General features: G+C 72.4%; 19 protein-coding genes. 7 read left to right on the top strand and 12 right to left on the bottom strand.

Annotation, left to right across the window (positions count from 1 at the left end; genetic code table 11):
* The first annotated feature begins 677 nt into the window (after nucleotides 1-677).
* The 7 genes from HNR00_RS20635 (at nucleotide 678) to HNR00_RS20605 (ending at nucleotide 7,865) form a co-directional block, all read left to right on the top strand.
* Nucleotides 678-4,355, top strand: coding sequence for an RICIN domain-containing protein (locus HNR00_RS20635; RefSeq protein ID WP_312886090.1), 3,678 nt, complete (start codon nucleotides 678-680; stop codon nucleotides 4,353-4,355).
* Nucleotides 4,356-4,381: 26 nt separating this feature from the next.
* Nucleotides 4,382-4,651, top strand: a complete 270-nt coding sequence (locus tag HNR00_RS20630; protein ID WP_183572549.1) for a hypothetical protein — start codon at nucleotides 4,382-4,384, stop codon at nucleotides 4,649-4,651.
* A 222-nt stretch (nucleotides 4,652-4,873) separates the two neighbouring features.
* Nucleotides 4,874-5,494 carry an SCO family protein gene (locus tag HNR00_RS20625; RefSeq protein ID WP_183572547.1) on the top strand — a complete coding sequence of 207 codons (621 nt, stop codon included), beginning with the start codon at nucleotides 4,874-4,876 and terminating at the stop codon, nucleotides 5,492-5,494.
* The gene (locus HNR00_RS20620; RefSeq protein ID WP_312886089.1) at nucleotides 5,491-5,958 is read left to right on the top strand and encodes a GspH/FimT family pseudopilin; all 468 of its coding nucleotides are present in this window, start codon (nucleotides 5,491-5,493) and stop codon (nucleotides 5,956-5,958) included. The genes HNR00_RS20625 and HNR00_RS20620 overlap by 4 nt, the downstream gene beginning before the upstream one ends.
* On the top strand, nucleotides 5,955-6,350 hold the full coding sequence (locus HNR00_RS20615) for a PulJ/GspJ family protein (RefSeq protein ID WP_183572545.1): 396 nt from the start codon (nucleotides 5,955-5,957) through the stop codon (nucleotides 6,348-6,350). The genes HNR00_RS20620 and HNR00_RS20615 overlap by 4 nt, the downstream gene beginning before the upstream one ends.
* Nucleotide 6,351: 1 nt before the next feature.
* Entirely contained in the window at nucleotides 6,352-6,972 is a 621-nt protein-coding gene (locus HNR00_RS20610; RefSeq protein WP_183572543.1) for a prepilin-type N-terminal cleavage/methylation domain-containing protein, read from the top strand.
* Between the two features lie 14 nt (nucleotides 6,973-6,986).
* A complete protein-coding gene (locus HNR00_RS20605; RefSeq protein WP_312886088.1) occupies nucleotides 6,987-7,865 on the top strand; it encodes a type II secretion system minor pseudopilin in 879 nt (292 codons plus the stop codon).
* Between the two features lie 58 nt (nucleotides 7,866-7,923).
* Here HNR00_RS20605 and HNR00_RS20600 read toward each other — a convergent pair whose 3' ends face one another.
* The 12 genes from HNR00_RS20600 to HNR00_RS20545 form a co-directional block, all read right to left on the bottom strand.
* Nucleotides 7,924-8,610: a hypothetical protein gene (locus HNR00_RS20600; protein WP_183572541.1), complete on the bottom strand. Its 687-nt coding sequence runs from the start codon at nucleotides 8,608-8,610 to the stop codon at nucleotides 7,924-7,926.
* The gene (locus HNR00_RS20595) at nucleotides 8,607-9,107 is read right to left on the bottom strand and encodes a sigma-70 family RNA polymerase sigma factor (RefSeq protein ID WP_246390861.1); all 501 of its coding nucleotides are present in this window, start codon (nucleotides 9,105-9,107) and stop codon (nucleotides 8,607-8,609) included. The genes HNR00_RS20600 and HNR00_RS20595 overlap by 4 nt, the downstream gene beginning before the upstream one ends.
* Before the next feature lie 175 nt (nucleotides 9,108-9,282).
* On the bottom strand, nucleotides 9,283-11,109 hold the full coding sequence (locus HNR00_RS20590; RefSeq protein ID WP_183572537.1) for a S8 family serine peptidase: 1,827 nt from the start codon (nucleotides 11,107-11,109) through the stop codon (nucleotides 9,283-9,285).
* Between the two features lie 146 nt (nucleotides 11,110-11,255).
* A complete protein-coding gene (locus HNR00_RS20585) occupies nucleotides 11,256-11,498 on the bottom strand; it encodes a hypothetical protein (protein WP_183572535.1) in 243 nt (80 codons plus the stop codon).
* A 98-nt stretch (nucleotides 11,499-11,596) separates the two neighbouring features.
* Nucleotides 11,597-12,001, bottom strand: coding sequence for a hypothetical protein (locus HNR00_RS20580; RefSeq protein ID WP_183572577.1), 405 nt, complete (start codon nucleotides 11,999-12,001; stop codon nucleotides 11,597-11,599).
* Nucleotides 12,002-12,510: 509 nt separating this feature from the next.
* Nucleotides 12,511-12,987 (bottom strand): YidB family protein, encoded by a 477-nt coding sequence (locus tag HNR00_RS20575; RefSeq protein ID WP_183572533.1) that lies wholly within the window; start codon nucleotides 12,985-12,987, stop codon nucleotides 12,511-12,513.
* A gap of 248 nt (nucleotides 12,988-13,235) precedes the next feature.
* Nucleotides 13,236-13,436 (bottom strand): CsbD family protein, encoded by a 201-nt coding sequence (locus HNR00_RS20570; protein WP_183572531.1) that lies wholly within the window; start codon nucleotides 13,434-13,436, stop codon nucleotides 13,236-13,238.
* 83 nt (nucleotides 13,437-13,519) lie between these two features.
* A complete protein-coding gene (locus tag HNR00_RS20565; protein WP_312886087.1) occupies nucleotides 13,520-14,443 on the bottom strand; it encodes a PhnA-like protein in 924 nt (307 codons plus the stop codon).
* Between the two features lie 51 nt (nucleotides 14,444-14,494).
* Nucleotides 14,495-14,863: a CsbD family protein gene (locus tag HNR00_RS20560; RefSeq protein WP_183572529.1), complete on the bottom strand. Its 369-nt coding sequence runs from the start codon at nucleotides 14,861-14,863 to the stop codon at nucleotides 14,495-14,497.
* 63 nt (nucleotides 14,864-14,926) lie between these two features.
* The gene (locus HNR00_RS20555; protein ID WP_183572527.1) at nucleotides 14,927-15,085 is read right to left on the bottom strand and encodes a CsbD family protein; all 159 of its coding nucleotides are present in this window, start codon (nucleotides 15,083-15,085) and stop codon (nucleotides 14,927-14,929) included.
* A 95-nt stretch (nucleotides 15,086-15,180) separates the two neighbouring features.
* Nucleotides 15,181-16,641 carry a helix-turn-helix transcriptional regulator gene (locus HNR00_RS20550; RefSeq protein WP_183572525.1) on the bottom strand — a complete coding sequence of 487 codons (1,461 nt, stop codon included), beginning with the start codon at nucleotides 16,639-16,641 and terminating at the stop codon, nucleotides 15,181-15,183.
* Between the two features lie 361 nt (nucleotides 16,642-17,002).
* The gene (locus HNR00_RS20545) at nucleotides 17,003-18,619 is read right to left on the bottom strand and encodes a putative bifunctional diguanylate cyclase/phosphodiesterase (RefSeq protein ID WP_183572523.1); all 1,617 of its coding nucleotides are present in this window, start codon (nucleotides 18,617-18,619) and stop codon (nucleotides 17,003-17,005) included.
* Nucleotides 18,620-18,668: the final 49 nt, after the last annotated feature.

The following is an 18,668-nucleotide window of genomic DNA, read 5'->3' as shown; positions in this document are numbered from 1 at the left end:
CCACATCTGCTCTCTCCTCCGTCCTGCCAGACGGATTGCGTGTTCGTGACACGAGACAGATGGGGACGGACGGTGGAGGACCTCAAACAGGCTCTCAGGCAAGCCGGAAAGCTCATGAGACGGACACAACGCGCTTATCGCGACAGCGGGCGCTCGACCGGGCTTGAGCGGCCACGCCGATGATCGGGCAACCTTCGCCCGATGCCCTACGGTCGTCATGAAATGGCCTTTCCTCGTCACCTGCGGGCGACCCCTGCTCGTGGCGGAGTTCTCCGAGCCTCGAACCATGCTGAGTTGGGCGATGAGCCGGTGAGCCCGTCGCATCTCTTGCCAGCAGACCGCACCGTCCTCGGTCGTCTCTCTCGAAATCGTTCGGAGAGCCGTCCGAAAACATGCGGATCACGGATTTTCTTCGATTTCGCGCTAACTTTACTCTGAAGAGGCCACTCCTGTCGGTGGAATGTCGGCGATACAAGAAATTAACCCAAATACATCTTCATGAATCGGCTCTTCCTTGGAAGTCTCCACGATCAAGAAACATAAACATCTGTTGCCTTATCGAAGCTGCGGAAGAGTGCGACGCAACGCATAGGACGTCGATCAACCGCGGGGGCGAGATGGGCACGGCACGGACAGCAAATCGGATCAAGGCGTTCCGGCGAAGGAGCCTCTGGCTCGTGGTGCCGCTCCTCGGCGCCGCACCCGTCCCGGCCTCGGCCGACATCGATTTCGCCGCGCGCACCGGTTCGGGTCCGATCAAGGTCGCCCATTCGGGGATGTGCCTGACCGTTCCGGGCGCCAACCCGGCCGAGACGGTGCAGATCGTGCAGCAGGCCTGTACCGGCGCCGCCGAACAGACCTGGCGGATCCAGCCGGCCGGCAACGGCTTCAGCCTGGTCAATCAGGCGACCGGGCTGTGCATGGATTCGCAGACCTCGCGGACCAACGGCAGCGCGGTGTGGCAGATCCGCTGCCGGAACCTGACGCAGCAGACATGGTCGGCGCAGGCGCAAGGGGCCGGGGTACGGCTCAACGCGGCCTATTCGGGCAAGTGCCTCGACGTCTACGGTGGGTCCCGCGCGGTCGGCGAGCGGCTGATCCAGTGGGATTGCTGGGGCGGCGACAACCAGACCTTCGTGCCGGCCCCGAGCCCGGTGGCTCCGCCGACCACGGGCGGGGGCACGAGTGGAGGCACCGGCGGTGGCACCACCGGGACCACCTCGGTCACCCTGACCCTCACGGCCATCAACGGCTGGTACGCCAAGGAGGTGTTCCTGTTCGTGCGCAACGCGAGCGGGGCCGTCACGGCGCAGACGACGGTCGCGTCCTACAATTTCGGTGCCGCGACCGCGGGGCTGAACACGCCCTCGCAGCCGATCGCGGTTCCGGCCGGCTCGACCTGGGGCGCCGGCCTGCGGATCTGGGCCAACGGCGACAAGTCGCGTCGCGGCACGCCGATCCTGTACTACAGCGACACGCCGAACCAGCGTGCGCTCCAGAGTTCGGGTAACTGCGCCGCCGGCGGCCGGCAGGATGCCTGGGGCGATGCCGGCACGGCGGGACGCAACGTCCTCTACACCCTGAACTGCACCGCCCCGACCGGGACGGGCACCGGCGGCGGCACCGTGACCGATCCCGGCACGGGCGGCACAGGCACGGGGGGTGGGACGAGCGGCACCGGGACCGGCGGCACAGGCACAGGCACCGGCACGGGCGGGACCGGAACCGGAGGCACGGGAACGGGCGGCACCGGCGGCACCGACACGGGCGGCGGAACCGGCGGAACGGGGACTGGAGGAACCGGAACGGGAACCGGCACCGCGACCTGGACGCGCTGCGCCACCGAGAACCAGACCTGCGCCTTCTCGGGCACGCGCACGGTCCGCTACGGTGCCAACGGCACCTACGCGACCCGCACCGCCGCCGGCCCGATCGCCTGCAACAACGCCACCTTCGGCGATCCGCTCTACGGCGTGGCCAAGGCCTGCGACCTGCAGGATGCCGCCCCCACCGGAACGGGCGCCGCCACCGCCACCGCGGTGACCCTGACGCCGACCTCCGTCGACGGCTGGTTCGCCAAGGAGGTCTTCTTGTTCACCCGCAACGCCGACGGCAGCGTCGGCCCGCAGACGCTGGTCCTGTCCTACAATTTCGGCGCCACGCCGGCGGGCATGAACACGCCGTCTCAGCCCATCACCGTGCCGGCGGGCGGTCGCTGGGCCGTCGGCCTGCGGATCTGGGCCAACCAAGACAAGTCGCGCAACGGCACGCCGATCCTCTATTACAGCGACACGCCGAACGAGCGCGCGCTCCAGACCTCCGGCGATTGCGCCGCGGGGGGCCGGCAGGACGTGTGGGGCGATTCCGGCGCGCCCGGCCGCAACGTCATCTACACCCTGCGCTGCACGGCCACGACCGGAACCGGAACCGGCACGGGCGGAACCGGCGGCACGGGCACCGGCGGAACCGGAACGGGGACCGGGGCGGACGGCGGCACCGTCACGCCGCCGCCCGGCGAGCCCGCGCCGACCGGCGCCTCCGTGCTGATCAACCGCCGCTCGGGCAATTGCGTCGACGGCGCCGGCAACGGGGTCCTCCAGCAGATCTGCCGCGATCCCGCGAGCCAGAACTGGACCTTCCTGCCCGCCTCCGGCGGCTACCAGATCCGCAACGCCACCACGGGGCAGTGCCTCGCGGTCGAGAACGCGGGCACCGGCAACGGCGCCCGGGTGGTGCAGCAGGGCTGCTCCACCGCCGCCAACGCCCTGTTCCGCCTGCGCAAGCTCGACAAGTGGACCGAGATCGTCGCCACCCATTCGGGCCGCTGCCTCAGCCCGACGGGCGGCAACGACAACCGCAACTCCGGCAGCGCCATCGTCCAGTGGGACTGCGACTCGGCCGATCCGCAGCGCTGGACGATCCTCGGACCGGAGGGGCGTGCCCCGTCCGCGTGGACGGCGCCGCGCGGCATCGGCATCGTCCCGGTCGCGGGCGCGGTACTGCCCAACGGCAAGGTCGTGTTCTGGGCCGCCGAGCAGCGCACCAGCTTCAACTCCGGCAACGGAACCTGGACGACCCTCTACGATCCGGCAACCGACCGCTCGGTCGACACCTACGTCGCCAATACCGGCCACAACATGTTCTGCCCCGGCACCAACGTGCTGCCGGACGGGCGCATCCTGATCACCGGCGGCATCACGGCCGGCGTCTCGACGATCTACGACCCGGCCGCGAACACGTGGACCCGCGTGGCCGACATGAACATCACCCGCGGCTACAACGCCAGCACCACGCTCTCGAACGGCGATTCCTTCACCTATGGCGGCTCGTGGTCGGGCGGGGCCGGCGGCAAGGACGGCGAGGTCTGGTCGCCCTCGACGAACCGCTGGCGGGTGCTGCGCAACGTCAAGGGCGAGGCGGCGGCCGATCCGAGCGTGCCGGTCTATCCGGGCGACACCCATTACTGGCTGTTCGCCGGCTCCAACGGCTCGGTGTTCCATGCCGGTCCGAGCACCGACATGCACTGGATCGACACCAGCGGCGACGGCAGCCTCCGCTCCGTCGGCAAGCGCGGCAACGACCGCTTCGCGGTCAACGGCACCGCCAACATGTACGACATCGGCAAGATCTATAAGGCCGGCGGCGCCCCCGCCTATACCGGGGTGCCGTCCCTCGACACGGCCTTCACCATCGACATCGGTGCCGGCCCGAACGGAGCCGTCTCCGTTGCCGAGACCGCGCCGATGCTGTTCCCGCGGACCTACATGAACTCCGTCGTCCTGCCCGACGGCGACATCGTGACCGTCGGCGGGCAGATCGTCGCCGCCCAGTTCACCGACAACCTGCCGGTGATGATGCCGGAGATCTGGTCGCCGCGGACCGGCAAGGTGCGCCGGCTCGCCCCGATGGCGATCCCGCGCAACTACCACAGCATCGCCATGCTGATGCTCGACGGGCGCGTGCTCGTGGGCGGCGGCGGCCTGTGCGGCGGCTGCGGCGGGGCCGACCATCTCGACTTCGAGATCCTGACCCCGCCCAACCTCTTCGACGCGCAGGGCAACCTCGCGAGCCGCCCGACCATCACCGCGGCGCCGACGGGCGCGACGGTGGGCGGCACGCTCAGCGTCACCACCGACCGGGCGGTGACGGGCTTCTCCCTGGTGCGGCTCAGCAGCGTCACCCACTCGACCAACACCGACCAGCGCCGGGTGCCGCTCGCCGTCACCCAGAGCGGCACGAGCCACCAGCTCGCGCTGCCGACCGACCCCGGCATCCTGCTGCCGGGCACGTGGATGCTGTTCGCGATGGATGCGGCCGGCGTGCCGAGCGTCGCGAAGGTCGTGCGGATCCGCTAATCGAAGAACCGAAGGGAGAGCGTGCCATGACCCGGATCGCGATGCGCGTAACGTGGGCGGCGGCCCTGGTGGCGGGGCCCCTTCTCGGGGGCCCGGCCTGGGCGCAGCAGCCGAACCAGACCGGAACCGGCGCCGGCACGGCGCCGGCGCCCAAGCCCCAGACCACCGGCGCCTGCCGGGTGAAGGACTATGTCGGCGGGCGCAGCTGCACCGCCGACGTTCCCGAGGCCGCCTGCGCGGCGATCGCCCGCGAGGCGAAGGGCCAGTACACCTGGACCGCCGAGGAATGTCCCTGACGCGGCGTCGCGGGCCGCCTCGGCGGGCAGCCTCGGCAGGCAGGGGGCGGCGGCGAGGCGCTCCCCACTTCGCTCCCCGTTCCGCCTCCTGAGCCAAGGCGCCGAGGCCTTGGCGAGCCGCCGCAGGATCGCGTCCGAAAGGTTCGGTCAACAACCCGGCGCTACCATCGGTGCCGGGCGCGATCGTGACCGTGTGAGCATCGCTGTCCAGGGTGTCCGACGATGACGTTTCCCCTGATCCGGCCGAGCCGGTCCCCGTGCCGTCGCACCCTCCTCGCGGGGCTGCTGGCCACGTTGCTGGCCTCGGGCGCCGCCGAACCCGCCGGGTCCGCGCCCGCCGCATCGACGAGCCTGTTCGCCGGCCATTTCCTGCTGCGGGACACCTCCGGCGCGGCCGTCGATTCCGACGCGCTGTCGGGCCGGCCCTACGGCGTCTTCTTCGGCTTCACCCACTGCCCCGACATCTGCCCGACCACGCTCGCCCGGATCAGCCTCGCCCTGCGGGGCATCGCCGATCCCGACCTGCGCATCTACTTCGTCACCGTCGACCCGGAGCGCGACACCGCCGCGGCGCTCGGCCCCTACATGGAGAGCTTCGATCCGCGCATCGTGGCGCTGACCGGAGACCGGGCCGCGATCGACGAGGCGGTGGCGAGCTTCGGCGCCGTGGCCGAGCGCACCGCGCTGGCCGGCGGCGGCTACACCTACGGCCACACCGCCGCAATGCTGATCGTCGACGAGAACGGCCTGATCGCCGACCGGATCGCGGCCGAGGGCGAGGAGGCGGCGCTCACGGCACGGCTGTCCCGCCTCGCCCGCCCCCGGCCCAAGGCGGGTCCGTGACCGCGACGCTTGCCCGGGACGGTGCCGACGCGGCGGGCTTCAGCCTCGTCGAGATGCTCGTCGTGCTCGCGGTGCTCGGCCTCGTGGCGGGGCTCGCGATCCCGGCCATCGGCACCATGCTCCCGGGCCGCCGCCTCGATCAGACCGCCGCCGCCCTCGCGGGCGAGTTGACCCGCCTGCGGGCGCAGGCCCGCGGCAGCGGCGCCCCCGCGAGCCTGACCTTCGTACCCGAGCGCGGCCTGTTCGTGAGCACGCGGCCCGGCGCGGCGCCGATCGCCGCGGGCGGGGTCGCGGTCGAGGTGTTGCGCTCCGAGGCGAGCCGAGCGGGGCGCGGCGAGATCCGTTTCTTCCCCGACGGCAGCGCGACAGGAGGGACGATCCGACTCGTCGGCGCCGCCGGTCGCCGCACCCTGGCGATCAGCAGCCTGACCGGCCGGGTCGCCGAGGCGGAGACGGGCCCATGACGCCGCCTCGCTCCTCGTCCGGATCGGATGCGGACGGCTTCACCCTCGTCGAGATGCTCGTCGCCTTCGCGATCGTGTCCCTTTGCACCGTCTCGGCGTTGGACGTCGCGGCCTCGCTCGGTCGGCAGAGCGGGCAGGTGGAGGCGGCGCTTCGGGCGGTGGACGAGGCGAGGGGGATCGTCGCGCTGCGGCTCGCCGCCGGAACCCTGCGGCGCGGTGCCGAGACGGGCCGCTTCTCCGACGGCCAGACCTGGATCCTCGATGTCGCGGATGTCGGTCCGCGGCTCGGATGGCACGACGTTCCGCCGGTCTGGCACGTGCGCCTCACCCGCGACGCCCCGCGCGGCCCGGTGGTGTACGAGACCGTGCTGACGGTCGGCCTCGGTGGCTGAGATGGATGAGCCGGCGCCGACCGATCCGGGCGGGCGGCGCGCGCGCGCGGCCGGCTTCACGCTCGTCGAGATGCTGGTCTCCCTCGCCCTGCTCTCGCTGATCTCCGTGCTCCTGTTCCAGGCGATCGGCGCCGCCGGGGTACTGTCCGGGCTCGGCGGGCGGGTCTCGGCCGACACCGATCTCGACATCGTCCGCGATCACCTGCGCAGCTCACTGGCCCGTCTCGCCGGCCGCGACACCGACGGGCGCCGGCCGCCCTTCGTGGGGGAGCCGGAGCGTTTCGCCGGCACCGTGCTGGCGGATCGCCGGACCGAGCGGGGCGGGGCCGTGCGCCAGACCGTGTGGGCGGTCCGCCGGGGCGACGGCACCGTCGATCTCGTCGAGGCGCGCAGCCTCGGTTCGGAGGCCGGCACGCGGCCGCCGGAGGTGCTGGTGAGCCGGGCGGCGAATGTTCGCCTGCGCTATTTCGGGGCCGGCCTCGCCGCGCCGCAGCCGGGCTGGTTCTCGGCCTGGACCCGCCGGGACCGGCTCCCGAGCCTGATCGAGATCAGCCTCGACTTCCCGCCCGGCGACCGGCGGCGCTGGCCGCCGCTCCTCGTGCCGCTCGGCTTCGGCCAGTGAGCGCGCCCAGGCCCGTGCCCGCGGACGAATCCGGCTTCGTCCTGCCCATGGTGCTGGCGATCCTGATCGTGGTCTCGGCGGCCGCCGTGGTGGCGACCGACCGGCAGCGGACCCGCATCGGTGTCACCGACGGTCAGGCCCGCAGCCTCCGCCTCCAGGGGCTCGCCGACGGCGCGGCGCGGCTCGTTGCGACGGGCTTCGTGCTGGAGCGGACCCGCGGGGTCGCGAGCCTCGGCCTCCCGCGCAACGGCGCGCCGATCGCCTGCGACCTGCCCGAGGGCCGCCGGCTCGCGCTGTCCGTGCAGGACCATGGCGGGCTGATCGACCTCAACGCAGCGCCCCGGCCGCTCCTCGAGACGGCGTTCCGCGCGCTCGGCATCGGCGACGCCGACGCCCTGACCCTCGCGGCCGAGGTGATGGACTACCGCGACCCCGACGACAATCCCGAGCCCAGCGGCGGTGCCGAGGCGCCGCAATACACCTCGCGCGGCCTCGCCTACGGCCCGCGCAACGGCCCATTCTCCAGCGTGGACGAGATCGAGCGGCTTCCGTCCCTGTCGGCCGAGCAGGCCGAGCGCTTGCGCGGCGCCCTGACGGTGTACAATCCGGGCGGCGGCCTCGATCCCGCCCTGGTGCCCGTGCGCGCGCTCGTGGCCGGCGTGGCGGGGGACGGCCTGCGTCCCTACCTGGCGCGCTCCTCGGGGCAGTATGTCGAGGTCCGCACGAGCGTCTCGGACGGCCGGGGACGGGCCACCCGCAGCGCCATGGTCTCGGCGGGCGGCACCGGCACCGGCACGCTCGTCCTGTCCTGGCAGCCGGACGGGCCCGAGCTGGCGCGGGGCGCCCCCCACCCGGCCTGCGGCCCCCTCGCCGCCGCCCTGATCCGTCCTTGACGGAGGTCGGTCCGGCGGGTCGTCCCGACCCTCGCTCGTCTCGAGGGGCGCGCGGCACTCACGGCTTCGGCGGCGCCGTCTCGGGGATCAGCAGCCCGACGACGTCGGACGCCGCCCGCAGCCGCTCGATCGCGGCGGCGGCCCCGGCCTCGTCCGTCAACCGCAGCCGATAGAGGCCTCCGGCGCGGGGGCCTTCGACGATCACGGCACGGGCATCCCGCAGCACGGCGTCGATCCGGGCCGCCGTCGCCGCCGGGGCGAAGGCGACGAGCACGAACCGTCCACCTTGCGCCGGCGCGGCCTCCGGTCCGGACGCCGTCGCGAAGCCGGTCGGCGCCTGCGCACGATAGGCGCCGACGAGGAGCCCGGCCTGGAGCGCGATGACCAGGACCGCGGCGGCACCGGACCATGCGAGGGTGCCGGGGGCGAGCCCCGCGAGCCACGCGCCGATCCGCTGCGCCGGCCCGGCCGACGGGCGCGTCCGGCGTCCCTCGGCCTCGATCCGCGCGAAAAGCGCGTCGCGTGCCGCGTGCGAGGGCGTTCCGAGGTCCCGGTTCAGCGCGACCGTCTCGGCCTGCTCCTCGCGCACGGCCGCGAGATGGTGCCGCCGCAACGGCTCGCGGGCAAGCGCCGCCTCGACCCGCTCCGCCTCCTCCGGCGAGAGGCGCTCGACCGCGTGCCAGGGGAGCAGCAGATCGATCTCGTCCGGCGCGCGCTCTTCGCCCGATGGGCTCGTCGTGCTCATGGCCAGCCCCGATCGATGCCGAGCGCGCTCAGATGCTCCGACAGGCGCTTGCGCGCGTGGAATAGCCGCGTCTTCACCGTGCCGGCCGGGACGCCGACGATCTCGGCGACCTCGTCGACGCTGCGCTCGTGGTAATAGACCAAGTCGATCACCTCGCGGTGCTCGGGCGAGAGCGCGGCCAGGCAGCGGCGGATCACCGCCGCCTTGCCGACCTTCTGCAGCAGGATCTCCGGCGTGTCGGCCTCGTCCTCGATCGCCTCGGCGGTGTCGGGCTCGAGCGGTTGGTGCGGACGCCGCCGCAGGTGCGAGAGCGCCTTGAAGCGGGCGACGCCCAGCATCCAGGTCGTGACGCTGGAGCGGCCCTCGAAGCGGGCGGCCTGCTGCCAGACGTCGAAGAACACGTCGCTCATGAGATCCTCCGCCGTGGTGGCGTCCCGGACGAGGCGGACGAGGAACCGGAACACGCGGGTGGAGTGCCGCGCGTAGAGGCTCCGCATCGCGTTCCCGTCGCCCCCGGCGACCAGCGCCACCAGCGCTTCGTCGGACAGGGCCGTCACCGGGCGCCCTCGTCGACCATCGGTCGCGCGAGCGGCGCGTTCGGTTCATCGCGGCGGCGGAAAAAACGGTCGGGCGGCCCGCGCGGGGGGGCCGTGCCGGCCGGTCTCCCGGCGCTCATGGCCGCGGGGTCGGGGGCGTTTCGGCAGCCGTCGGCTCCGGCGCCGCGACGACGGCCCGCGCCGTCGCCTCGGCGGTGCCGGCGGCCGGCGGCGGAAGGCCGATCGCCTGGAGGGTGGCGCGCGCGTCGGCGAGGCCGGCGCCGTATTCGGGATCGGGACCGGGCGGGCCGAGGTCGCGGGCGCCGCGCATCAGGGCGTCGCGCACCTGGGCCGGCGTCAGGGCCGGATCGGCCTGGAGCAGCATCGCCACGATGCCGGCGACCGCGGGCGCCGCCATCGAGGTGCCGGACAGGAGCCCGTAGCCGCCCCCCGGCGCCGCCGCGAGGACGTCCGCGCCGGGCGCCGCGACGCAGAGATGGCCGCCGCGGTTGGCCTGCCGGTAGAGGCGGTCCTCGGCATCGGTCGCGGTGACCGCGATGACGCTCGGATCGGCGGCCGGGTAGAGGGGCGGCGCCTCCGCGCCGGCATTGCCGCCGGCCGCGACGTAGACGGTGCCGCGGGCCGATCCGGCGGCGAGGAAGCGGGCGAGCAGGGCGTCCGCGGGGCCGGCGAAGCTCATGTTGACGACCCGGGCGCCGGCCTGCGCCGCCCAGTCGACGGCGCGCAGCACGTGGACCGTTGTTCCCTGCGCGCCGCTCGGCCGGGCCTCCCCCGGCCCCGTGAAGGCGCGGATCGCGAGGAGGCGGGCCTCGGGGGCGGGACTGGCGAGCGGCCCGCGCGCGCCGACGAGGCCCGCCACCGCCGTTCCGTGGGCATGCGCGCTGCCCGGCGGCACCGCTCCCTTGGCGATCGCGTCCCAACTGCGTTCCAGCGCGCCGGCGAGGGCCGGATGCGCGGCATCGACCCCGGAATCGATGACGGCGACGGGAATGCCGCGGCCGGTGGCGGTCTCCTGCGCCTCGGCGAGGCGCAGTTTGCCGACGGCGTATTGCGCACCCGCGAGCGCGGGCGCGCCGCCGCCCACGAGCGCGTAGGCGTGGTTGGGCTGCGCGGTGGCGACCTGCGGGTCGGCCTCCAGCGTGCGCAGGACCGAGGCGACGCTGCGGCCGGACCGGATCGCGTAGCGGTGGAGCGTGACCGGCACCAGCGTGAAGCCTTCGCTGGCGAGGAGCCTCAGGCCGGCGCGCCGCGCGAGCCCGCTCGCCGCATCGCGGGGCGCCGACAGCCTGAGCGTCACCAGCACTTCGCCGGGAACGAGGCCGGGCTCGTCCGCGACGGGGCGCGCCGCCGGGACCGGAGGCGGAGCGCCGCGGGCGGTCGAGGGCGGGGCTGCGGGGGGCAGGACGGGTCTCGGCGAGGTCACCTTCCGCGCCGGTTGCGGCGGCCGGGCGGGCTCGGCGCGCTCGATGCGGGGCGGGGACAGGGGGGGAGGCGTCGCCGGTGCGGCCTTCACGGTGCGGCGAGAGTCCGGGCGCGGCGCCTCGGCGAGGGGCGGACGGACCGGTCGGGACGGCGCATGGACGGCGGCCTTCTCGCGCGCAGGCCGCGGCCGGGCCGGGATCGCCTCGTCGGGACGGGCCACGGTCGGAGCCGGGCGGCGAGGCCACTGCGGCTCCACCGCGTCGTCCGCCTCCGGTCGCGGAGCGCGCAGCATCGGCGCGATGACGCCGCCGATGATCCCGGCGCCGATCCCGATCCCGAATCCGGCGCCGCCGAGGCCGCCCCCGCCTCTGCCGCCTCCCGGCATCGGTCCGCCCTCGAACCCGCCGCGCGTCTGCGAGAGGACGGCGGACGGCATCAGCGCCAGGACGGCGCCCACGCAGGCGCCGCGGATCGGCGCCCCCATCCGCCGTCGACGCGGACCACCCGAGCGGACCGGCATGATCTTCGCTCCTGCGCATTTCGGCGAAAACTTGGATCCGGTCCCAGTATCTGACAGCTTTCGGCGAGTCTGCAACCGAGCCGATCGGGAGCGAGAACTTGCCGAGATGTCGACACGGGGTCCGAAGGCGACCGCCGCTCGGCGTCCTACGCCTTCCGAGCCTGCGGGGGGCGTGGCGCGGGCCGGCCTCGCACCGGATCCGCCGCGCCGGGCGAGGCTTGCGTGACACCCGGATGCCCGGAGGCTTCGTCGCGGACGCCGTCCTCGATGCGGATCGGCGTCGTCGGGCGGGCATCGGCCTGCGGCTGCGTCCGTGGATCGATGAGGGCGATGCCGAGCGCCAGGACGGAACTGAGAACGAGCGGCGGCAGGGGTGACTCGCGCAGCATGGTCGGTCTCCCGTGGAGCGGTCCCGAGGCGGCCGCGACGGACGCGGTGCCGCGGGGCGTCGAGCCCTCGTAAGCTCGGGACGCCCCGCTCAGGACGCTCACTCGCAGACGCGGACGCGGCGGATGTAGACGGTCCCGTCCTCGTCGACCGCCTCCCGACGCACCAGGGCGCAGTCACCGGCATAGGCATTGGCCGAGGCGGCACCGGCCGCGACCAACCCGACCGCGATGCCGCCCAGCGCCGCCGCGCCGTAGCCCCAGCCGCCGCCATGCTTGTGGACCCAGCCACCGCCGATCTTGTGGCCCGGCTTGTACTTGAACTTGGTGCCGTAACTGGAAACGATGAAAGGCTTCACCGGCTTCGACGGGCCGAGGCAGTTCGGGGAACAGGCCGGGATCTTGAACCCGGCGCTGGCGCCGGTAGGGGCGGCCAGCACGCCGAGGGTGATCAGGGTGGCGGCGCCGACCGGGACGGCGCGGAAGAGGGACGAGAAGCGAGCCATGACGACCTCCTGAGGATCGGGAGAGGCCGAACTCTTCGGCCTTCCCGCATGGGTCGCGGCAGGGACGTCACCGGTTCACGGGTCGTCGCACTTTTTTCAGGAATGTTCGGTTTTCCGGTTCGCGATCCGGGCCCTCGGTGGATCGTACCGTTCTTCGTCCCGTCGCAGAGAACGGATGCGGCAGCCGTTCACGGGGAGGCGCGGCGTTGCCTTCCGGATGACCGCCACTGCGAATCCCATCCCAAACGGGGGGAGGGGAACCCGAGGACCGCATCGATCCCTCGGTTCGCGACGGGCGTGGGAGCCTGCTGGCTCCGCACGCCGGGACGGACATCCGGCCTCAGCCCGAACCCGTGTCGTACCGAGCCGCACGGACCATGACCGATGGTCCCGTTCCGCGCGTTCGGCGGACGACTGCCGCCCCCAAGTCTCGTTCCCTTTCTCGTCCCCCTTCTCGTCCCCTTGCGCGGGGGCAATCGGCAATGAGCAACGGTCATCGCCGATTCGGATCAGACGGGCAGGCGGCCATCGGGCGAGTAGCGGTCGATTGCCGAGGGCAGTTCGCGCGTGAGCCGGGACAGCAGGGCGGCGCGGCTGAGGCCGGTCTGCTGCGTCAGGTGGTCGAGGGTCTCGGAGCCGATGGCGCGCTCCAGGTCGGCCTCGGCCATGGTCCGGTTCTCGCCGTGATCGATCCAGGACTTGGCCGTCTCACCGTGGCCGCCGCGGGTGAAGTGGTCGACCAGTTCGCCCAGGCCCCCGGCGATCAGCCCGCCGACGCCGCCCGCGCCGAGGCCGCCGAGCAGGCCTTCGAGAGCCGCCGGCCGGTCGGTCGAGGACACGCGCGGCACGGTCGCGGGCGAGGCCGGAGCCCGCGGGGCGTCCTTGCCGTGCTGGCCGAGCCACTCGGCGATCTTGTCCCGGTTCTGGTAGCCGGCCACCGCCAGCAGCCCCAGCAGGGCGGTCATCGACGGGTATCCCTTGCTCATCGCGTGCTCCTCGAGATTTCGGGTGTTTCGGCCAGGGCGCATTCCGACGGAGCGGAAATCGGTTCGTCGAAAGAATGCGCGGCAAGACAAAGACCGAGAGCCGTGCCCGGCCTGATGCGATCGGGTCCGACACGGCTCTCGGTCAACGGCGCTCCGTGGTCCGAACGTGTCTCACGTCCGGACCACGTCGGGAGGGGAGGGGCCGGCGAGCGGGGTCGGCGGCCCCGCCGACCAGGCGCTCCGGTCGATCAGCGGCCGGTGATCTTGTCGGCGACGTTCTTCACGCCGTCCTTGACCTCGCCGGTCGTCTTCTGGGCCTCGCCCTTGATCTCCTGGGCCTTGCCCTCGGCCACGAGTTTGTCGTTTCCGGTGGCGTTGCCGATGCCCTGCTTGATGTTGCCCGCGGCTTCGTTGGCGAGACCCTTCAGCTTGTCGGTGGTGCTGCTCATGGGACTGTCTCCTTGGTTCGCGTGAATGGCCGGCGTTCGCCGGTCGGGGGAGGCTCCCGCGGGAGCGCGGGAGCCGAGGGGGATCAGATGCGGCGCGCGTCGTAGGCGCCGACGAGGGTGACGGGCTTCGGGGCGCCGAGGCGGCCACCGAAGAAGGCGGCGAGGGCACCCAGCACCAGGGCCAGGGCGGCGTAGAAGGCACCCTGCATGGCCGCGGACTTGGCGACGACCGCCGTCTCCTCGGCCTTCTTCTTCGCGGTGGCGACGGCCTGCTCGTACTGCTTCTGATAATCGTCGATCTGCGCCTTGGCCTGATCGGGGGAGATGTTCTGCGCCTTGGCGAGCGCGTCGGCCGCCCGGTTCTTGGCCTCTTCCTTCTGCGACGCATCGCCCGTCAGCACGGCGCGGATCGCCGCCACCGCCGCGTCGCGGGCCGCCTGCGGGTCCTGACCGGCCGACTGCTCGCGCACCTTCTGCTCGATGCCGTCGAGGGGGTTGGAGATCTTCGACAGCGAGGGGGCCGCGGCCTGAGCCACCGTCTGCACCGAGCCGCCGATGAGGTTGCCGGCGCCGCCGAGGGCGCTGGACACCGAGCCGAGGGTGCCGCCGACCAGGCCGGTGGCGGCGGAGGTGAGCAGATAGAGCACGATCAGGGTCGTCACCGCCCAGGAGACGAGGCCGTGCAGGGCGGCGGCGCCCGGCAGCGGCTTGCCCGAGAGGCGGCCGGCGATGAGGCCGCCCGCGAGCGAGGCGACGATGCCGGAGGCGACGAACCAGATGCCGGCACCCATCGACACGGTCGAGGCGGCCGGGTTGTCGGCGGCGTTGGTGCCGACCGAGGCGAGGCCGACGCCGACGCCGAGTAGGTTCACGACGACCTGGGTCACGAGGGCCGTGACGGCGCCCGCGAAGATGGCGCCCCAGGACACGGTGTTGAGCAGGACGGCACGGGTATCGGCCTGTGCGTCCGCCGCGAGGGGCACGGTTGCGGGCTTGATGGGGGTCACGCTGTCACTCCGGTGGGTGGATCGTTGGTCTCGGGTCGAGGGGATGTCGGCTCAGTCGCGGTTGGCGTTCACGAGCAGGCCGATGCCGAAGCCGACGAAGCCGGCGATCAGCAGCGAGGCGAGCGGGTACTCGGCCACCTGATGGCCGACCTCGCGGGTGCCGCGGCGCAGGGTGCGGCCGCCGCGCTCGTAGGCGTCCTCGGCGTAGTCGTAGGCGCCCTCGGCGTAGTCGCTTGCCCGGCCGGCGGCATGCCGGACCGCGTCCTTGGCTTGGCCGTAGAGGTTTTCCGCCGCCCCTTGCGCCTCGTGCAGGCGGCCCTCGGCGGCGTCGCGCTGCGAGCCGGTGAGGTCGCCCACGGCGCCCTGCACCTTGCCGCCGAGTTCGCGCGCGGCGCCGGTGATCCTGTCGGTATCGACCATTTCGTTCTCCTGTGTGTCGTGGGATCGCGGCGCCGGACGGCGCCGGTATCGCCGGCTCGGCGGTCAGTCGGCGCGGGGCTTGTCCGCATTAGGCGGGCGTGCCGCGCGCTTCTGGCGCCGGCCCTCGGCCTCGACCCGGTCGTTGCCGGTGAGCTTGCCGATGGCTTCCTTCACCGAGCCCTTGAGGTGCTCGGCGGAAGTGGAGTTCGGAACCTTGGTCATGGGCATTCCTTGTCGTGGAGAATTCCCTGAACCGATCCCCAGATGTGCACCGTACCGGCCGATTCAATAGTACAGAAGTACCGGTATATTGACATTCATGTACCGGATGAGGTGACTGGAAAGCCGTTCTCCCGGCCCCAGACCACGGCCTCCGTGCGGCGGTGGACGCCGAGCTTGCGGTAGAGCGCGGCGCCGTGGTTGCGCACGGTGTTGCGCGACAGGCCGAGCTTCTTCGCGATGGCGTCGTCGTCGAGCCCGGCGCAGATCAGGTTGAGGATCTGCCGCTCGCGCAGCGTCAGGTTCGGCACCGACGCGTCGGCGCTCTCGCGGCCGGGGCGGCGCAGGTTCGCCAGCTTCTCGATCAGGCCGCGGCTGAACCACGAGGTGTCCGCCATCACCGCCTCGATGGCGTCGAACAGCTCGCGCTCGGTGTGCTTGCGATCGGTGATGTCCTGCATGACCATCAGCACGAAGGCGTCGTCGTTGATGCTGACGCGTTCGGCGGAGACGAGGCAGTCGAGATTCTCACCCTGCTCGTGGCGCAGGCAGATCTCGATCCCGAGGAAGGAGCCGCTGCGGGCAAGCGTGGTCTCGAACGCCGTGCGCTGGGCGTCGCTGACCCACAGGCCCGCCTCGGCGAGGCTGCGCCCGACGATCCCGTCCTCGCCGTGGCCGAAGACGCGGGTGAAGGCCTCGTTGATGCTGGTGACCCGATGGTCCTGCGCCCGCACCAGCAGGGTCGGCACCGGGGTGAGGCGGAACGCCTTGCCGAAGCGCTCCTCGCTCTGGCGCAGGGCCGTCTCGGCCTTCCTGCGCAGTTCGAGGTCGGCGAAGGTGAAGAGCATGCAAGGCTCGTCGCCCATATCCATGGGCTGGCCGGCGACGATGACGAAGCGGCTGCCGCCATCGGGCAGGTCGAGGCAGGCCTCCATCTGCGGGATGGTGCCGCCCTCGTCGAGCCGCGCGATCGCGAGGTCGCGGTTGCGGGCGCCGGCCAGCACGTCGACCTCGTAGACGCTGCGCCCCAGCACCGCGTCGCGGGTGAAGCCGGTCATCTCAAGGAAGCCGATATTCACCTTGACGTGGCGCAGGTCCGACAGCCGCGTGATGACGGCGGGCGCCGGATTGGCGTTGAAGGTCTTCTCGAAGCGCTCCTCGGCCTCGAACTGGTCCGACACGTCCTTGAGGATCAGCGCGAGGCAGCTCGGCTGGCCGTCGCGGTCGGTGGCGACGAGGCTGCGCAGCGAATGCACGAACTCCACGTGCGGCCGGTCGGTGCGGCGCACCTCGACGATCACGTCGTGGAAGGTCTCGCCGTCGACGACCCGCTCGATCGGGTAGTGGTTCGGCGTCTTGTTGTTGCGGTAGCGCAGGGCGAAGCGCTCGCGATAGGCGTCGATGTCGGGCCCGAGCTCCACGAGGCTTTCCGCCCCGTGCATGGCGAGCGCGGCCTCGTTGGCGTAGGCGATGGTCTGGTCGGGCTCGACCAGGATCACACCCTCGCTCAGGCCGGCGATGATCTGCCTCAGCTCATGTCTGTCGACGCCCGCGGTCACCGCTCCGAACACCCTTCCGTGTCACGCGCCGCTCTGTCGGCGGCGGTGCACAAACGGGTTGCGCGCGAGCCGGTTCCCCCCTTTTCGCGGCCCTCACTGGTATATCCGCATCATTGACGCCATCGTGATCGATCAAGCGATGGCCGGGCCTCGGGGAATCGGACGAGTGTTCGGGCTCGTCCGATGCAAGGCCTTCGCGACGGTCGACGTCGCGGGCCGAGGTCGACCATCCGGTCGCGCAGGCTCGGCTCGTCGCCGTCCCTCCGATGCCGCCGCGAGGGCCGCGAGGCCGGGCGCCGGCATCGGCCTGTGCCGGCCCGTCGCTGTCCCGCCGGCCGCTCAACGCGACCCGGCCGGGCGGTCAGGCCGCCTTCTCGATTTTCTCGATCAGGACGGGCTTCGAGACGGCGTCCCGCTTCGGCGCCACCGGGCCGGTATCGAGCAGGCCCTCGTTGAGGCGGCGGTCGATCTCGGCGCGCGGCATCGGCTTGCCGAACAGGTAGCCCTGGCCGAAGTCGCAGCCCTGGCTCGCGAGCCAGTCGACGCTGGTCTTGGTCTCGATGCCCTCGGCGGTCGTGACGAGGCCGAGGCTGTTGCCGAGCTTGATGATCGCGTCGACGAGCTTGGCCCGCTCGTGGTCCTCGGCGATCGAGTCGACGTAGGAGCGGTCGATCTTCAGCTTGTCGAAGCGCAGCTCGCGCAGGTGGTAGAGGCTCGAATAGCCGGTGCCGAAATCGTCGAGCGCCACGCGCACGCCGAGCGCCTGAAGCGCGCCGAGGGTGGCGCGCGTCGCCTCCAGATCCTGCACGATCGCGGTCTCGGTGATCTCGACCTCCAGGCGGTGCGCCTGGAAGCCGGTCTCGGTCAGGATCGCCAGGATGCGCAGCGCCAGTTCCGAATCCTGGAACTGCTGGGGGGCGATGTTGACGGCGAGCTGCAGGTGGTTCGGCCAGGCGCGGGCATCGAGGCAGGCGCGGCGCAGGATCAGGTAGCTGAGGTCGCCGATCATCCCGGTCTCCTCGGCCACGGGGATGAAGGCCGAGGGCATGAGCAGGCCGTGCTCGGGATGGCGCCAGCGGGCCAGCACCTCGAAGCCGGTCACGGTCTGGCCGGGAAGGGCGACGACCGGCTGGTAATAGGGCTCGATCTGCCCGGCATCGATCGCGACGCGCAGATCGGCCTCCAGGCGGGCGCGGGCCTTGAGCGCCTCGTCCATCGCCGATTCGAACACCCGGTAGGTGCCGCGCCCGTCGCGCTTGCCCTGGCCCATGGCGAGATCGGCGGCGTGGAGCACGGCCTGGGCGCTGCCCGCCTCCGGGCCCGCCGCGGCGATGCCGACGGTGGCGCCGACCTTGATCTCGTGCCCCAGCCACGTCACCGGAGCCGACAGGGCGGCGATCAGCCCCTGGGCGAGCCGCGCCAGTCCCTCGCCGCCGGGGCCGGATTCGACCAGGGCGGCGAACTCGTCGCCGTCGAGGCGCGCCACGGTGCTCTCGGCGGGCAGCGTCCGCACCAGCCGCTCGCCGACGGCGCGCAGGACCGCGTTGCCGGCCTCGTAGCCGTAGAGTTCGTTGACCGGCTTGAACCGGTCGAGATCGACCACGAACACCGAGAGCCGTCCGCCCGAACCGCCGGCGCGGCGCTCGTCCAGGCGCTCGGCGAACAGGCGGCGGTTGGCGAGCCCCGTGAGCGGATCGTGCCGGGCGGTCTCGGCGGCCCGCGCCTCGGCGGCGTCGCGCTCGCGCATCGCCCGCCGCAGCCGGAGCGACTTCGACGCGCTGGCCGCAACGGCACCGAGCCCCATGAAGAAGCCGAGCTTGAACAGGTCCGCGAGATTGTGCTCGATGATCAGCCGGTCGAGGGACCTGAAGGCACCGAGCTGCACCCCGAGGAGCCAGACACAGGTCCCCAGCATCATCAGGCAGAGGAGATCGTAGAGCTCCCCGCTTCCCCAACTGGCCTTCCGTTTGTCAGCCATGCGCTGCTCCTGCCCGGCCCTACAACCAATGACCGAAGGTCCTAAGGCG

This window comes from Methylorubrum rhodinum (assembly GCF_014199935.1).
Classification (GTDB): domain Bacteria; phylum Pseudomonadota; class Alphaproteobacteria; order Rhizobiales; family Beijerinckiaceae; genus Methylobacterium; species Methylobacterium rhodinum.
The sequence above is the reverse complement of the archived record's forward strand: the minus strand, read 5'-3'. Positions and strand labels throughout refer to the sequence as shown.

Bases quoted from the DNA above. Each gene is read 5' to 3' on its own strand.
- HNR00_RS20630 (WP_183572549.1), top strand. From the start codon at position 4,382: ATGACCCGGATCGCGATGCGCGTAACGTGGGCGGCGGCCCTGGTGGCG.
- HNR00_RS20625 (WP_183572547.1), top strand. From the start codon at position 4,874: ATGACGTTTCCCCTGATCCGGCCGAGCCGGTCCCCGTGCCGTCGCACC.
- HNR00_RS20615 (WP_183572545.1), top strand. From the start codon at position 5,955: ATGACGCCGCCTCGCTCCTCGTCCGGATCGGATGCGGACGGCTTCACC.
- HNR00_RS20610 (WP_183572543.1), top strand. From the start codon at position 6,352: ATGGATGAGCCGGCGCCGACCGATCCGGGCGGGCGGCGCGCGCGCGCG.
- HNR00_RS20600 (WP_183572541.1), bottom strand. From the start codon at position 8,610: ATGAGCACGACGAGCCCATCGGGCGAAGAGCGCGCGCCGGACGAGATC.
- HNR00_RS20595 (WP_246390861.1), bottom strand. From the start codon at position 9,107: ATGCGGAGCCTCTACGCGCGGCACTCCACCCGCGTGTTCCGGTTCCTC.
- HNR00_RS20590 (WP_183572537.1), bottom strand. From the start codon at position 11,109: ATGCCGGTCCGCTCGGGTGGTCCGCGTCGACGGCGGATGGGGGCGCCG.
- HNR00_RS20585 (WP_183572535.1), bottom strand. From the start codon at position 11,498: ATGCTGCGCGAGTCACCCCTGCCGCCGCTCGTTCTCAGTTCCGTCCTG.
- HNR00_RS20580 (WP_183572577.1), bottom strand. From the start codon at position 12,001: ATGGCTCGCTTCTCGTCCCTCTTCCGCGCCGTCCCGGTCGGCGCCGCC.
- HNR00_RS20575 (WP_183572533.1), bottom strand. From the start codon at position 12,987: ATGAGCAAGGGATACCCGTCGATGACCGCCCTGCTGGGGCTGCTGGCG.
- HNR00_RS20570 (WP_183572531.1), bottom strand. From the start codon at position 13,436: ATGAGCAGCACCACCGACAAGCTGAAGGGTCTCGCCAACGAAGCCGCG.
- HNR00_RS20560 (WP_183572529.1), bottom strand. From the start codon at position 14,863: ATGGTCGATACCGACAGGATCACCGGCGCCGCGCGCGAACTCGGCGGC.
- HNR00_RS20555 (WP_183572527.1), bottom strand. From the start codon at position 15,085: ATGACCAAGGTTCCGAACTCCACTTCCGCCGAGCACCTCAAGGGCTCG.
- HNR00_RS20545 (WP_183572523.1), bottom strand. From the start codon at position 18,619: ATGGCTGACAAACGGAAGGCCAGTTGGGGAAGCGGGGAGCTCTACGAT.